A 15,011-nucleotide genomic window follows, 5' to 3' on the forward strand; every position below is an offset into this window, starting at 1 on the left:
CTCCCTAAGAAATATTACATAATATGTCTTAATACGCCATTTTATGGAAAAAACCTTTAAAATATACATATTGTTAATAAAATTAAAGTGTGAATTCAATTGACATTATAATGTCTTTAATACTATACTGTTATTAACATATAAGTGTTAATGTGAAATAGAGGTGATTTTTATGAGTAAATTAAATTATGGCCGTCATTTGCCGGCATTTATATTATTATTTTTAGCCAAAGAGAGCACACATGGTTCTATGTTGCTTAACAAAATGAATGAGTCCATGCCATATATTAAAGCAGATGGGCCTGCTATTTATCGCGCACTTTCTGAATTGGAGAAATTAAGTGCTGTTGAAGCTTGCTGGGATACAGCAAATCCAGGAGCTGCAAGAAAGTGTTATACCATAACAGAACAAGGACGTAGGCTGCTTAAAGAATATAAAGATGATATCGAAGAAAGAAAAAGAAATCTTGAATACTTTCTATCCGAGTTTGATAGATTAGATTTTTAGGATTAGGTGGTGCGAAATGGTATCAAGCGTTTTATATTCAATAGCTGGAACTTTATTATTAGTTTCATTTATTAAAGATAGGAACAAAACTAAAAAAAGCATCAAGGTTGCGTGGAAGTCATTCGAGAAATTGCTTCCAGTTGTGCTTGCAATGATGCTTTTTATAGGAATCACCTTAGCTGTTCTTAACCAAGATGTAATTACAACTCTGATTGGATCAGAATCTGGTGTATTAGGTGCAATGATAGCATTAATAATTGGATCGATTGTATCACTTCCAAGTTTCGTGGTATTTCCTCTTGGCGGGACTTTACTTAAAGCCGGGGCAGGTTATATGCAGGTTGCTGCATTGGTTTCAACAATTATGGCCGTTGGTATTGTTTCTCTTCCAGCAGAGATAAAATATTTTAATAAGAATATCGCTGTAAAACGAATTGTTTTATCATTTATCATTTGTATAGTATTTACTGCTGTAATAGGGATGGTGATATAAAATGAAACGATTGAAGGCATATAAATGGGCAATAATATTTCTTTTGGTACAAATAGCAATCTTTTTTGTAAATAATACGATTGGTAAAAATGCGTTTGATATTACACTATCAAATTTAAAGGAAATGCTTTTATTGATTCCTCCGATCTTTATTATTATGGGCCTGATGGATATTTGGATTCCAAAGGAAACATTGATAAGGTATATGGGCCATGGTTCAGGGGTAACTGGACTTCTCATAGCTTTTGTCCTTGGAACTATAGCGGCAGGACCATTATATGTAGCATTTCCAATGGGGGTTCTTCTCCTAAAAAAAGGAGCGAAGTTGTCTAATGTAATCTTTTTTCTAGGCGTATGGTCAAGTACAAAACTTCCAATAGTAGTATTTGAAGCTGCTTCATTAGGACTAAACTTCACATTGATTCATATAGCAATCAGTATACCTTTATATCTTCTGATGGCATTTTATATTGAAAAATCAGTTTCTAAAGAAGATATATCATTAATTGTTGCTAATGCAGATTAAAGGAAAATATAAGTCGATTCGAAAAATAGAACGATCTTACAAAAAAAACACCCACTATGCGGGTGTTTTTTTTAGTCTAGTCTATATACTAAAAAACTATGACGAGGATCATTATCCGGTAGTGTTATTTCATTCAAAAGTACAAAGGGGGTATTGTTTTCTAGGAAGTAGATATAATCATATGATGGATAATACAATATAATATCTATTGTTCTTTCATAGCCTTCTACAGAAATCAAAATATTTCCTATAACCTTTATAAATATTTGTATAGAAAAAGGGTTAAAGAAGTAGAATTTATTATCTGAGGGATTTATCTTATATTCTTCTGCAAAGCAATTTAAGAATTTTATTTCATTTATTTTCTTTTTATGTTTCTTTAAATAATCTCTTTTATTATCAATCGCTTGTTTATAGAAGAAGCTACTCATTTCTATACCTGTAACAGTGGAGTCAAAAAAATGATTTATGTAAAAATTGAGTCTTCCTTTGCCACATCCAAAGTCAACGATAGTATCTTCTGCTGTGAAATTATATTGTTTAGATAATATTTCTAATACAGAGTAGGAGGTTGGTTCATATCTGTTATAGTGAAATGAATCATTGAATATTTTTTGTTCCCCTGAGGTTTTTATATTCAATAGTTTTTCATAATATTGTTCGTCCATTATAGTTCCCCTCTCACTTTAAGTTTTATGTAAGTTTAAATAACTACTTCAAAGTATATAATGATAAAATACATAGGGCAAACAAGAAAGCTAGCATGTTTGGTGATATTTCCTACGTAAAGGGGGTAGATTCTTGGTGTGTCCGTGGGAACGGTAATTTTTTGAGAGAGACTGAGGGACGAAAAACAACTTCAACCCTTGTATATTAAGCAAGGATTGAAGCTGTTTTTTTAAGCTTAGGCCATCGATTCCGTTTTGAAATCGATAGCGCCATCAGTTGCGAATCTTACTCCCATTTCGAAAGATTTTTTACAGTCATTGGGGAACTCGTCTTCCCGTCTTTTTGCTTTATGGGCTTCATCAAACGCCGTTACAATATACTTGGAATAATCGTTAAACTGATAAGTATCTGTAACATATAGCACTTCAGAAACTCCGAAAATCCTTCCCAGCTGATTTTCGGTTCCCTTGAGAACAGGAACGTAGCCCCACTCTTTCATCGTTTTCTCGTCCAAATTCATGGTATAAATAAAACCTAGCGGTATCTTTTTCTTGAAAAGAGATGAATAGTTTGCATCATAGACCACATAGGGAAATGCCATCCGTTCAATAAACGATCTCATCGCACCAGTAACATTACCAAAGTAAATAGGCGATCCCAGTATAATGGCATCAGCGTTTTCAATTTTTTCAAGAACAGGAGTAAGGTCGTCTTTAAAAGCGCATTTTCCGTAACTTTTTCCGTCTTTTAGTTTACAGGCAAAACAACTAATACACCCTTTATAGTTAAGATCATAAAGATTAATAAGTTCGGTTTCAGCGCCTTGTGAGGCTGCTCCCTCCAGTGCTTTGTTCAGTAAGATTGCGGTATTCCAGTTTTTTCGTGGACTGCCGTTAATTGCTAAAATTTTCATGCTTACCCCTCCATTAATATATTTGACATTGACTTTATATATTGCATTATATATCATTATGGGAAATGGGATAAGTATGCACATATTTGTTATATACTAACCAAAAGGTGAGTAAGGGAGTCTGTTGTGGAAAAATTTAATGAGAAATACGAAAAGTGTCCAATGTATTATACAATGTCTATTCTCGAAGGAAAATGGAAATGGATTATATTATGGCAAATATATGAAGCTAAGGTAATAAGATATAATAAATTGAAAGAAACATTACAACCAATTGCACATAAAACGTTAAGTCATCAACTAAAAGAATTGGAACACAACAAAATAATTCATAGAGAACAATACAATCAAGTTCCTCCCAAAGTTGAATATTGGCTGACTGAAGAAGGAAAAACACTAATCCCAATATTGGAACTCATGTTTCAATGGGGAAAACAACATATGATTTAATTTATAGGACAAGGGACGGAGGTGGTGTCCCACCGCCCCCTTGCCCACGTAAAAATATAGCAAGATATATTTTAAAAGTTAGAGAAAACAGCCATAGTTTACTTTTTCAGTAGGCTATGGCGTTTCACATAATGACTATTATGGAAGGTGAAAGAATGTATCTATTATATTCAATCGTAATAATTAGTTTGTTTCTTATCATTTGGTTTGCTTGGAAATTTACCTCCAGGAAGAAAAATGTTCCGTGTCCGTCATGGCTTTACCGGGCAGTTGAACTAGAAAACCCTTTTGCTAGAAGCAGTCAATCAAAAAGTATTATTTCCGGGCTTGATGTTGAAGAAGGAATGACGATACTCGATATCGGATGTGGCCCAGGCCGAATAAGTATACCCTTGGCAAAGGCAGTTGGTGAAAAAGGGAAGATTATTTTAGTTGATATTCAACAAGAGATGCTAGATATAGTTAAAAGAAAAGCCCTAAAGGAGAATATTCATAATATTACTGCTGTGAGTATTCCAATGGGAGAAGGAAAGCTTAAAGACTATAAAGCAGATAGGGCAGTCTTGGCTGCAGTTCTTGGTGAGATACCAAACCGATTTATTGCTCTCAAGGAAATATATAACTCTTTAAAGCCAGGTGGAATACTTGCAATTTCGGAAACTATGTTTGACCCCCATTACCAAAGAAAGCAAACTATATTAGATTTAGTTAAATCGATAGGTTTTGCTGAAGTCGGTTTTACTGGAAATAAGTTGGCATATACAATATACTTAAAAAGATAAAGCTACATGAAAAACAATAGAGAGTCAGGCATGAAGATAACTTAACTGTAAATAATATACAATATTTAGAGTTGATTATAGACAGTTTACTGCTTAGGCCATACGACGTATCTAGTTTCATATTTTAGATAATAGAAAGGACTGCTAGGCTAAATGCTTAGACAGTCCTTTTGTACTATGCTGGTTTTCTATTCATTGTCGTCGTCGTTATTTTCAATTGGTTTCATTGCTGGAACTATTCTGAAATTATTTCTTGTACTTTCGGTAGCATTTTTTACAACTTCCTTTCCCAAAGTTGCAGCCAAAACTAAACCATATATAGATGTAGTAGCAACATTTGCTATTGCTGTATTAAGGGGCAAAGGCATAGTTCCCTCAACTTTAAACAGAGCGGTAACGGAGTAAATAAAAAACCATATAAATGTTGAGAAAACCCATCCTTTAAAAAGAAGATTTGTGTTTTTGATTAAAGGAATTAAATAGGTGAATACAATTCCTAGAAAACCGGTAAAACCAATGTTTGCTGTTAGTGAAAACAAGATTTCTCCCGTACTAAAAGGTGGAGTATGACCGAAGATGATAATTCCAGTCCAGTCCGCAAAACGAAGAGTGGTGAAATTTATAAAACCAAAAAATAAACTCACAACATTCGCGGCTAATCCACCCGCAACTCCTGAAAAGAAACCTCTGGTAAATTTGTCTTTCAAAAGATTCATCTCCTTTTATAAACTATCCTTAGTATGAGAGAATGTGTTTGGAAATATTCTCTTAGAAGGGATATGGGGACAGGTTATTTGTCCCTCGATTAAAAGGATACATGCATCTGATCAAAAGGTTAAAGAATCTTTAAAATCATTATTCCAAACATGATACAACTCCTCTAAAATAACTTTAAATTTACATGTTGGAATTGTAGCAAATCCAAGTAAAATTTGAGAGCGTGGACAATCGGTTGGATTCATGTAATTTGCTGATGGAGAATATATTCGAATACCAATACTTTCAGCTCGCTTTATCAGCTCATCCTGTGTAAGCGAGTTTTTTATCGTTAAAAGAATATGCATGCCAGCTCCTTCACCGGATATGGTGGTAGTATTACCAAAAACTTCATCTAAAGCAGTTAGCAAAGCATTTTGCCTTTTGCGATAGAAGGTGCGCAGACGATTCATGTGCTTTTCATAGTTCCCGCTTGAAATGAAATCTGAAAGAGCGGTCTGATGCAAAACAGAGACCTGTGAATTATAGCGATGATAGTAGTGCTTGTATGTATCTACTAAGGAGTGCGGCAACACTAAATAAGCTACGCGCATTGAAGGTGAAAGTGACTTTGAAAAGGTTCCGGTATAAATGGTTCTATCATGATTATCTAATGATTGTAATGACGGGATTGGGTTTGTATCGTAACGAAGTTCACTGTCATAATCATCTTCAATTAAATAGCTATTTGTGTTAAATGCCCATTGAAGTAACTTGCGGCGTTTAGCAATGGAGAGAACTACACCAGTAGGAAATTGGTGCGATGGAGTTAAATATAAAAGGTCTGTATTTAAAGCTTCGATTGATTCAATAGAAACACCATCTTTTTCTACTGGAATCGGTACTACTTGATATTTATGATTTTGAAATACAATACGGATTCCATCGTATCCTGGATCCTCCATCGCAAAGCGTTTGCTTGAAGTTTCAAACATATTTGCTATTATTTCCATTGAATGTTGATGACCACAGGTGATAATAACTTGTGAAGCATTACAACAAACACCTCTTGACCGCTTTAAATAGTGTGAGATACTTTGTCGTAAGGAAGTTTCGCCTTGTCTGTTCGGATAATTTATGCAAGAATAGGATTCCATTAGGGTAAGAGCATTATTGATACTTTTTCGCCACTGTTTGTGAGGAAAAATTGAATTATCTATTGCACCATATGCAAAATCATATCGCGTAGAAAAAGAAGGTGTCTTAGGTTCGTATGTAGGAGTGCTGAAATCTGCTTGATTGGGAACATAAAATTCAGAAGCAATTTTATTAATAGTAAATCCACTTCCGACTATAGCCGTTACATATCCTTCTGCGACAAGTTGTTGATAGGCCTTATCAACCGTATTACGGCCAACAGATAATTCGGCAGCGAGTTTTCTGGTGGCAGGAAGTTTATCACCAAATTTTAAAGAGCCAGAAAGAATTTCTTGCATCAAAGAAGTATAAATTTGCTCATAAATAGGTGTCTGTATGTCTTTAGCAATATATAACATGGACAAATCTCCTTTTACTACTGAACTCAAATTGGCTCCTATAAAAATATTGATATTGGAACTTATGTAAAAGCCGATTGTATTGTACCTTTATATAAATAATAAATCAAGATAAAACTTGGAGGTACAAAATGTTTAGAGAAATGAGAAGAAAAGACAGAGCGATGGTGGAAGAAGAGACAAAAATGCTTTTAGAGACTGCACAAGTTGGAATATTATCAACTGTAAGTACAGATAATACTCCATATGGGGTCCCAATGAATTTTATATATACAAATGAAGTAATTTATTTACACTGTGCTCTCGAAGGGCAGAGATTAGATAATATAGTTAACAACGATAGCATTTGTTTTACTGTAGTTGATTCAGTAGAATTAATGCCAGCAGCATTTGCCACTAAATACAAGTCAGCCATCGTATTTGGAAAAATTATTGTTGTTGAAGATATTGAAGAAAAACGAAAAGGGCTTATAGGCGTGGTTAAAAAGTACAGCCCTGATTTTTATGAGGCAGGATTACGATATATTGACAATGCTTTTGAAAAAACAAAAGTGCTTAAGATAGAAGTTAGCAAAATGACCGGAAAAGCAAGAGCATGAAGAGTTTTAAGTCGCTCATGTGGAAAATACGGTAGACTCCGAAGAAAAAGAGCTGACAAAAAATCAATATATATAACAAACTCCTGCAAAACAGCCTAGTTTTGCAGGAGTTTTGTATTTTAATGGTAAATAGGATATTCAGAGTCAGGGGACGGTGGTTGTGTCTTGAGTTATAAGAATTTTATCGAACATCTAAGACGGTACCATAGTTCCCCCGCTTTGTAGTTCTATATACTGGCAATACATGGATGCAGCAGAATTTATAAAAAAGGGAGCTTGATTGTATGATGAGGTTGTTGCGAAAGATCAATTGGGGAGTTGCTTTAGTATGGGGATTGTTGTTTGTGGCGATGAGCAGTTCGTTTGCTTTTGCCGTTGAAAAACTGCCACCGGAAAAGGCGTATTTGAACGATGTATATAAAAATATGATGGATGTAAACAACTTGCATTATGACGTAGCAATCAAGTCTGAAACCCCGATGGGGGAAGTCGAAGTTGCAATCAATGGGGAAGTTCAGGAAAAACCCCTGAGCTACAAACACGATATAAACATTTGCTATCGTGATGTAAAGAATACAGAAAATACATTGATGCTAAAGCAGTATATAGAACAAAACCAAGGCAATCTAGTGCTTTATTCGTTAAGTAACGAAAAATGGATCAAACAGATTGTGCCGATCGATCCTTCTTTGAACAAAGAACTTTCAGCGGATGAAAAGGTTTCTGCTCGAATGGATATGTTGCAGTTGATGAAATCGGTGAAGCTGAAAAAGGAAACACCATCCTATAAATATATGGAAATAACTTTGGATAGTATGCAAATAAGTGATGCTATGGGTGCAGTTGTTAAACTAGATAATACGCAGGATAGGGACATGTTGAGGGCGGTTGCTGTAGTACGGCTTGGGTTGTTAGCTGCTGGCGATATAAAATATAATGTTAAAGTTGATAAAGCGACTAAGATGGTAAAAGAAATAGATATGGATTTGGCAGAACCAATTCGAAAAGGGGCAGGATTGTTTTTAGATATTGCTGATCCAAAGGAAAGGGCTAAAATCGAAGACTTTTTAACAAAATCGACATTGAATATGCAGATAACGTATTCGAAATATAATCAAGTAGATCCTATCGAGATTCCTCAAGATGTGCGAGACAATGCAAAAGAAGTCAAACCGGCAGGTAAGGCAACTCCTAAAAAAAGTGAAAGTGCTGCTATGACTTCGTTGTAAAAGCTAAAAATTCAAAACGCTATACGATAAAACTGGCATGGTGTGGTTGTTTTGTCCATGACACTTTCGCTTCTTACATAATCTCAGTTTTCAGCCAATTTGCTAAGACCAATTTGTTTTCGACAACCCTGTCTCCTGACACGCTATGTGATTGATAGGATCTAGTGGGACAGAGAACCTGTCCCGGTGCCCCTTAGTCGACCATTAAATTGTAATTAATTGTATAAAAAGTATTAAGTATACAAATTTATATACGATAATAATTATATAGGGGTTTTGAAGCACTTATTTGTATAAGGAAGGGATAAAAATATGTCAATAGCAATTGGTAATAGTTATGATTCATACTATTATACACAAGTATCAAATAACTCTAGAAGTAATACTAATAAAACTATAGTTAGTGATACAAGTTCAAAAGATAAAACAATTTCAAAAGAGGATTATTTTAAAGGCCTTTGTAATAAATACTCTAATATTAATCTTAATATTAGTAATTCGTATTTAAGTAAAGAAAATGAAATAACTTATAATGTTTCGCCTGCATTAATAAGCAAAGCAACTAGTAATCCTGAAGTAGCTGAAAAGTTAAATGATATATTGGACCAAGCTCAATCAACAGCACAATATATTAATGCCCATAAATCTTTAGATGGCAATTCTGAAGTAACGAGTGTAAGTTTTTCAATAGATGAAAATGGCGGATGTAGTTGTAAGGTAGAACTTAAATCAACAAATTCAAACGATACAGACAAAAAAAGTGAAATGGAAAAATTGCGCGAAAATAAAAGGAAAGAACTAAAAGTAAAAGTTCAAGCTTTAAAAGAAGCTCAAGAAAAAAAATCAGAAGCAACTAAAGAACAGAAAGCAACTAATTCTTATGAAAATTTAGATAAAGTATATGACATAAGTTTATTAAACGTAAATGCATAATATTGTTTTTATTTTTAGTCTGTAAATTTGTGTAGCTTGAAATTCAGCATGGCAAGGAAAAACGGTTTTTGGCGGAGAAAGATACTAGTAAAAACTTAATATGGTAAAGAGGAAACAAGACGGATATATTAGAATTAATTTAGACAGTTTACCATTTAGTAATATTCTGTCTTAAAAATCGATAACGATCAAACTCCTGTAAGAATTTTAGCCTTGCAGGAGCTTTATATTTTAATGGTAAATAGGATGAAAATATGGAATTTATTTTTCAATTTAGTGTCAAGGGGACGGATTTAATGACACCGTTCCCTTTTTTACAGGATCTCAGTTTTCAGCCAATTTGCTAACGCCAATTTGTTTGTCGACAACCCCGTCCCCTGACACGCCTGCAAGGTGTTACAATAAGGCAATTAGGGAATATCTAAAAGTGTGATTGATAGGATTTAGTGGGACAGAGAACCTGCCCCCTTGTCACATTTTTGCGGTCGAGTGTTACGCAAGCTGAATTTGTGTGGAGAAAAGCAATGAGTAAGATGCAGGAGATAGCCAAACTACTAAAAAAATCTCTCCTTCAAGGAGAGATTTTCTGCCGAAAGTGGGAATTTTTCAAGTGCCGTTATTGAGGCTTTAACACTGCCATTCACACATGTGAGCAATCCGTGACCTACCAATGACTTCGCCACAGTAATTCAATGCATTTACCTCAAAATATGGCCCATCTGAATTAATACAAATATCTGTCTCAAATCCGGTGCGAGGGGTGCAATTTACCACTACTGATAACCTATCAGGTGTTGGACCAGCTAGTACCCGCCAAGCGACAGTTTCAGTTGAACCGTTCCATGATGCATAAATAATTACCGCATCTTCACATAATAGAGCGACAGCAATACTGGGTGGATAAAGCGGCAAGCCTATCCATTCATTCTTAAAAGCCCTATAAGAAATATTTTGATTAGGAAACTGCATATCATATAAAAAATTCAATGACGGATCTTTTATAGTATTACCACCATTTTCAAATTCGGAAAGATATGGTTCCTGTCCCCATCCAACGAATTGATTTCCATTAGATAGTTTTTGAACATTTCCTTGACTTGCAACATATAGCGTTGGATCATGGTAATATGTTCGATCTACATTTGCAGTCATGTTTTGGAAATCGAGATGAAGGATTAAACCATGTGCTGGGCCCTCAGGCGGAGAACTTGAAGAAGCACAACAAGAATCATCAAACATACTTATCCTATTTCCAGATCTATAACGCGCATCATGTTGCCAAGAAAATGTAGCGTTTGGACCAAAAGTAAAATTACTTTTCTTTCCACCAAGCTGCCAATTTATATTTCCCGTTTCTTTGTCAATATTATAAATGGCCCACATGTTACGCATGCTAATTAGGAGTGTATTGTTTGGCCCCTCTTCAACTGAATTCACGTGGAAACAGTCCCAAATATTATTTGAACTTGTTGCAGATGACGCGGGTAACATAGAGTCGGCCGGATCAACATGAGCAAGCACATTCCAAAAGAACAGAAGCTGGCCTGTTTTGAGATCGACTTCTTGGATAGAGTAGTTATCAAAATATCCGTCTACTGGACCCCCATACGGTGTTAGATCTGCAGGCACTTGTTTCACAGCAGTAAACAAAGCAGTATTTTGATTTGTAATAGTAAACTCATGAACATCAGCAGTGAACCCCTTTTGGGCAGTGAGCTTTTTAATAACTTTATAATTTTGATTTATGATTTGGAAATAGGCACCAGGCTCAGGATCCCCTGCTGGAAGATTAGGATTTGCAGACTGAGTTCCTGATATCGTTCCTCGCCACATGGTAAGAACGGGTTTTCCTTTGTAGGACTGTACTCTAAAGTCCGTATTTTGTTTATATATACTATTGAGCGGTCTAAACCAGACTGGGTTACCAGCCTGATCCATGATCAGTGCGCCTGTTTGCCCAATCATAGTTGCCTCATACGAAGTATATGGCGCAACGAATAGTAAGCCGGAAGCTGTTTCTGGTTTATTCACATTTACTTTTACCTTCATGGGATGTAAGGCGGGGGCTGAAACAAAGCTCCACACTTGTGGGCTTGAATTATTTGTAGATGTATGTGATGGTATTCTCGATTTATCCATCCCCATTGTCATCTCCTATTATCGTTATAAATGGTAACCAACCGAGCTCTTTGTTATGATGCATACAAACACGTTCCCTCATTTCAAATTGGCATATTCAATATCATAATATGTAAATTTAGACAAAGATGTGATTTGGAAGCGGAGTTGTAATTCACACAATTCAGAAACAAATCAGGGGGAGGGAAATATAATGTAAGGAGCTTCTCATAGCCGTGTGGCATGAGAAGCTCTTTTATTTTGGTTTCAACTTATTGGAAAATATTACTGAATTATTCGTGGTATACGTTTCTTCCTTCATCTACTTAATTTAGATTCCTTTGAAATGAGAATACCCTACTATCAGCTTAATAGTAGGGTATTTTTTTAGACTCCGAAGTAACCCACCTTAAAACGGTATCATATTATGTAGTAAATGATACATGTAAGCACTATCGGGTGCTGGTACTCGTCGTCTAGTGTGGAGAGGAGGAGTCATGTAATGTTCGGGGTGTCTTTTTTGGTAAGACAGCTGCTTTGCAGCTCTATGGGTATATGAGTGATGAATGCAGAACACGCCCTGAGAAGGCTGATTGGCGGGAACGAACGGTATGTAACAGAGAATTTTGCGGTAATTGATGTGGGAGTAGAGAGAAGAGAAGAACTGGTGGAAGAAGGACAGTACCCCTTTGCCGTGGTCGTTAGCTGCTCTGACTCACGCGTACCTCCAGAGATCGTGTTTGACCAAGGGCTTGGTGATTTGTTTGTTGTGAGGACGGCAGGCGAAGTGGTTGATGATATTGCTCTCGGGAGTGTAGAGTACGCTATTGAACATCTTGGCGTAAAGTTGATCGTGGTGTTGGGACATGAGGGCTGCGGAGCGGTTAGAGCAGCGGTGGAAGATTCCGATGAGCCTGGTCACATCGCATTGATTATCGAGACAATAAAACCTGCTGTGGAAAAAGCGAAAATGCAACAAGGAGATTTACTGGAGAATGCTATCAAAGAGAACGTTGATTTGAATATATGCAGGCTAAAAGCATCCCGTCTTATTCGGACAGCCATGTTAACTGATTGTCTTGAAATCATCGGAGCCATTTATGACATGTATGATGGCTATATAGAATTTTGGTACTGATACATTCTGAAGTAAAGGGGATTTATTACATTGGCAGTAGTGGTGGGCAACTTCTTGAGTGGACTTCCTGACCAGGGAGTTGTGATACACGTGGTCTGGGGAGCGATTCTGCTTATCTACTAGAGAGATATGCAGACCCCCAATTAATCTTAAACCGCATTGGATTAATTAGTAATTGGCGCAAATGATGAATATGCAGATATAAAAATAAAAATGGTGAATTTGTACCGGTGCGGATTGCCATGCCGAACCTCTGTCCATGCAATGAGCATAGAGAATAGACAATAGTTAGAGTGGATCAAAAAAACAATAGATACGATAAACTCCTGTAAAACAGACTAGCCTTGCAGGAGTTTTGTATTTTAATGCTAAATAGGATAGAAATATGGGATACCGTTTTCAAAGAAAAGTTTATAATCATATATTTATGACGTGAGATAAAAAGAGGGGAGTGATTCAAAAGGAATGGCTCTGCGTCTTGTGAGGTGGTATTAAAGGGAACTCTGAATTGACGAATTATAATAATTGATGTGATCATAGCTTAAATTATGTTTCCTATCTATCAGATTGTTGAGGTGTAATTATCAATTTGGATATAAAGACGCTTATATTATTACATTTCGTTATCAGTATTATTAATGCAGGAAGTGTTGCAATCATATGGTATCAATACCAGCAACGATTTGCGGGAGTATCGTTGTGGCTAGTTAATATGATTTTGCAGGTAGTTGGAATGGCTTTGATTATTATGCGTGGGGAGATAGCAGATTTTATATCTATCGTCCTAGCTAATACTTTACTTCTAATTGGTGCAGTAGTTTTTTTTATTGGACTTGAACGCTTTGCTGGGAAAAAAGGCTGGCATATCCATAATTATATTCTGCTGGCAGCTTTTGTTTGCTTGATTACTTACTATGGTTTAATTGATCCAGACATGGTAATGCGAGAAATTATTGTGTCACTCATGATAGGGATTATTAGCTTCCAAGGTTGTTGCCTTTTGATGTGGAAAATTTCTCCTGAACTGTTTCAAATAACGCGTATTACTGGCTTAGTCCTTGGATGTTATACTGTGGTCAGTTTAGTTAGAATGGTTCTGCTTGTTGTCTTTCCATTGCAGACTAATAATTTTTTGAGATTTGGTTTTGCAGATTCATTGACGATCACTCTATATGCCCTGCTCAGCATCTGTCTTACAATCAGTATTATATTAATGGTGAACAAGCGTTTGCTTGCAGAAGTCAGAGCGCAAGAGGAGAAATTCACTACAACATTTCATTCATCTCCATATGCAATCATGCTTACGAAGCTATCCGATGGAACTATTATTGAGGTCAATGATGGTTTTGTGAATATCTTTGGATACCAATATGCTGAAGTCATTGGAAAGACAATACTTGATTTGTGTATTTGGAGCAAGGATCAAGACCGTGTAACTATTGCTAATGAGTTAGTACAGGGAAACAAGGTGCAAGGGAAAGAATTCCAATTTAAGAAAAAATCAGGAAACATGATGACTGGGCTTTTTTCAACCAATATCATCATTGTCAGCAATGAAAAATGTCTCTTATCAAATATAAGTGATATTACTGAACTGAGTCATATGAAGCAGAGACTACAAGTTCTGGCTACCCATGATGCTCTTACTGGTTTGCCTAATAGAACATTATTTTATGAACGATTTGATATTGCATTGTCAAATGCACAACGCAATATTAAAAAAATGGTAATAATCTCCCTTGATCTTGATAATTTCAAAACTATTAATGACAGCTTGGGCCATGATGTTGGGGATGAAATATTAGCAGCAGCGGCGGCCAAAATGAGAGGAATTTTGCGAAAAGATGATACCGTTGCACGATTTGGTGGGGATGAGTTTGTGTTACTGTTGTGGGAAATCGACCATGAAGGCGATGCTATCAAACTCATAGAGAAGATTTTGAACGGTTTTCGACAGCCATTTATTATAGGAGAGTATAAACTCAATCTTACTGCCAGTATGGGCATCGCTTTTTATCCTAAAGATGGTAAAGAGATTAAAGATCTTATAACAAAATCCGACAGAGCCTTATATTATGTAAAAAGAAATGGCAGAAACAACTACCAACTTTATGCCAATTGCTAAGTCAGAGTGAAGTATCGGGACGGTCTTACGCAGTTTATTAGTCCAGGCGATAAGGCACTCTTAAAGCCTATCATGCTCTTGTGTAGTTAACATAAGGACAAGGGGAAGTAGGTGGCGTGGAATTATTGAAAGACGTTGCAAGACAGAACCACCATCCCCGCGTCTTGTCTATATTGATGACATGAGACATAAATATGGGAGCAACTCAAAAGAACCGCCCTCTTTTGTCACTGTAATACAAAAAAGTATCAGCGTAATGCTGATACTTTTTTTACA

General features: G+C 35.9%; 15 protein-coding genes. 10 read left to right on the plus strand and 5 right to left on the minus strand.

Annotated features, from left to right (window positions below; translation table 11 throughout):
* The first annotated feature begins 172 nt into the window (after positions 1-172).
* From QSJ81_RS04575 to QSJ81_RS04585, 3 genes are read left to right on the plus strand one after another with little or no spacing between them, the layout of a single operon-like run.
* Positions 173-508: a PadR family transcriptional regulator gene (locus QSJ81_RS04575; RefSeq protein ID WP_285716238.1), complete on the plus strand. Its 336-nt coding sequence runs from the start codon at positions 173-175 to the stop codon at positions 506-508.
* Positions 509-524: 16 nt separating this feature from the next.
* Positions 525-1,001, plus strand: a complete 477-nt coding sequence (locus tag QSJ81_RS04580) for a permease (RefSeq protein WP_285716239.1) — start codon at positions 525-527, stop codon at positions 999-1,001.
* A 1-nt stretch (position 1,002) separates the two neighbouring features.
* A complete protein-coding gene (locus QSJ81_RS04585; RefSeq protein WP_285716240.1) occupies positions 1,003-1,527 on the plus strand; it encodes a permease in 525 nt (174 codons plus the stop codon).
* A gap of 71 nt (positions 1,528-1,598) precedes the next feature.
* Here the strand turns inward: QSJ81_RS04585 and QSJ81_RS04590 are convergent, their stop codons facing one another.
* Positions 1,599-2,195: a methyltransferase gene (locus tag QSJ81_RS04590; protein WP_285716241.1), complete on the minus strand. Its 597-nt coding sequence runs from the start codon at positions 2,193-2,195 to the stop codon at positions 1,599-1,601.
* 236 nt (positions 2,196-2,431) lie between these two features.
* Positions 2,432-3,109 carry a flavodoxin family protein gene (locus QSJ81_RS04595; protein ID WP_285716242.1) on the minus strand — a complete coding sequence of 226 codons (678 nt, stop codon included), beginning with the start codon at positions 3,107-3,109 and terminating at the stop codon, positions 2,432-2,434.
* A 126-nt stretch (positions 3,110-3,235) separates the two neighbouring features.
* Between QSJ81_RS04595 and QSJ81_RS04600 the strand changes: the two genes are divergently transcribed.
* Both QSJ81_RS04600 and QSJ81_RS04605 read left to right on the plus strand, forming a co-directional pair.
* The gene (locus tag QSJ81_RS04600; protein ID WP_502929636.1) at positions 3,236-3,559 is read left to right on the plus strand and encodes a winged helix-turn-helix transcriptional regulator; all 324 of its coding nucleotides are present in this window, start codon (positions 3,236-3,238) and stop codon (positions 3,557-3,559) included.
* Positions 3,560-3,690: 131 nt separating this feature from the next.
* Entirely contained in the window at positions 3,691-4,341 is a 651-nt protein-coding gene (locus QSJ81_RS04605) for a class I SAM-dependent methyltransferase (protein ID WP_285716243.1), read from the plus strand.
* Between the two features lie 188 nt (positions 4,342-4,529).
* Here the strand turns inward: QSJ81_RS04605 and QSJ81_RS04610 are convergent, their stop codons facing one another.
* Both QSJ81_RS04610 and pdxR read right to left on the minus strand, forming a co-directional pair.
* Entirely contained in the window at positions 4,530-5,057 is a 528-nt protein-coding gene (locus QSJ81_RS04610; RefSeq protein WP_285716244.1) for a hypothetical protein, read from the minus strand.
* 111 nt (positions 5,058-5,168) lie between these two features.
* Entirely contained in the window at positions 5,169-6,593 is a 1,425-nt protein-coding gene (pdxR, locus tag QSJ81_RS04615) for a MocR-like pyridoxine biosynthesis transcription factor PdxR (RefSeq protein WP_285716245.1), read from the minus strand.
* A gap of 131 nt (positions 6,594-6,724) precedes the next feature.
* On the opposite strand from pdxR, the gene QSJ81_RS04620 reads away from it, so the two are divergent.
* From QSJ81_RS04620 to QSJ81_RS04630, 3 genes are all read left to right on the plus strand, one after another.
* The gene (locus tag QSJ81_RS04620; protein WP_285716246.1) at positions 6,725-7,192 is read left to right on the plus strand and encodes a pyridoxamine 5'-phosphate oxidase family protein; all 468 of its coding nucleotides are present in this window, start codon (positions 6,725-6,727) and stop codon (positions 7,190-7,192) included.
* 284 nt (positions 7,193-7,476) lie between these two features.
* Positions 7,477-8,421, plus strand: coding sequence for a DUF6612 family protein (locus QSJ81_RS04625; protein WP_285716247.1), 945 nt, complete (start codon positions 7,477-7,479; stop codon positions 8,419-8,421).
* Positions 8,422-8,733: 312 nt separating this feature from the next.
* A complete protein-coding gene (locus QSJ81_RS04630; protein WP_285716248.1) occupies positions 8,734-9,354 on the plus strand; it encodes a DUF6033 family protein in 621 nt (206 codons plus the stop codon).
* Positions 9,355-9,981: 627 nt separating this feature from the next.
* Here QSJ81_RS04630 and QSJ81_RS04635 read toward each other — a convergent pair.
* A complete protein-coding gene (locus QSJ81_RS04635; protein WP_285716249.1) occupies positions 9,982-11,499 on the minus strand; it encodes an arylsulfotransferase family protein in 1,518 nt (505 codons plus the stop codon).
* Positions 11,500-12,034: 535 nt separating this feature from the next.
* Here QSJ81_RS04635 and QSJ81_RS04640 point away from each other — a divergent pair.
* Positions 12,035-12,610, plus strand: coding sequence for a carbonic anhydrase (locus tag QSJ81_RS04640; RefSeq protein ID WP_285716250.1), 576 nt, complete (start codon positions 12,035-12,037; stop codon positions 12,608-12,610).
* Positions 12,611-13,199: 589 nt separating this feature from the next.
* Entirely contained in the window at positions 13,200-14,735 is a 1,536-nt protein-coding gene (locus tag QSJ81_RS04645; RefSeq protein ID WP_285716251.1) for a sensor domain-containing protein, read from the plus strand.
* Positions 14,736-15,011 lie beyond the last annotated feature (276 nt).

This window comes from Pelosinus sp. IPA-1 (genome assembly GCF_030269905.1).
Lineage (GTDB): Bacteria > Bacillota > Negativicutes > DSM-13327 > DSM-13327 > Pelosinus.

Excerpts from the sequence above, each read along its gene's own strand:
- QSJ81_RS04575 (WP_285716238.1), top strand. The coding sequence starts at position 173 with ATGAGTAAATTAAATTATGGCCGTCATTTGCCGGCATTTATATTATTA.
- QSJ81_RS04580 (WP_285716239.1), top strand. The coding sequence starts at position 525 with ATGGTATCAAGCGTTTTATATTCAATAGCTGGAACTTTATTATTAGTT.
- QSJ81_RS04585 (WP_285716240.1), top strand. The coding sequence starts at position 1,003 with ATGAAACGATTGAAGGCATATAAATGGGCAATAATATTTCTTTTGGTA.
- QSJ81_RS04590 (WP_285716241.1), bottom strand. The coding sequence starts at position 2,195 with ATGGACGAACAATATTATGAAAAACTATTGAATATAAAAACCTCAGGG.
- QSJ81_RS04595 (WP_285716242.1), bottom strand. The coding sequence starts at position 3,109 with ATGAAAATTTTAGCAATTAACGGCAGTCCACGAAAAAACTGGAATACC.
- QSJ81_RS04605 (WP_285716243.1), top strand. The coding sequence starts at position 3,691 with ATGACTATTATGGAAGGTGAAAGAATGTATCTATTATATTCAATCGTA.
- QSJ81_RS04610 (WP_285716244.1), bottom strand. The coding sequence starts at position 5,057 with ATGAATCTTTTGAAAGACAAATTTACCAGAGGTTTCTTTTCAGGAGTT.
- pdxR (WP_285716245.1), bottom strand. The coding sequence starts at position 6,593 with ATGTTATATATTGCTAAAGACATACAGACACCTATTTATGAGCAAATT.
- QSJ81_RS04620 (WP_285716246.1), top strand. The coding sequence starts at position 6,725 with ATGTTTAGAGAAATGAGAAGAAAAGACAGAGCGATGGTGGAAGAAGAG.
- QSJ81_RS04625 (WP_285716247.1), top strand. The coding sequence starts at position 7,477 with ATGATGAGGTTGTTGCGAAAGATCAATTGGGGAGTTGCTTTAGTATGG.
- QSJ81_RS04630 (WP_285716248.1), top strand. The coding sequence starts at position 8,734 with ATGTCAATAGCAATTGGTAATAGTTATGATTCATACTATTATACACAA.
- QSJ81_RS04635 (WP_285716249.1), bottom strand. The coding sequence starts at position 11,499 with ATGGGGATGGATAAATCGAGAATACCATCACATACATCTACAAATAAT.
- QSJ81_RS04640 (WP_285716250.1), top strand. The coding sequence starts at position 12,035 with ATGAATGCAGAACACGCCCTGAGAAGGCTGATTGGCGGGAACGAACGG.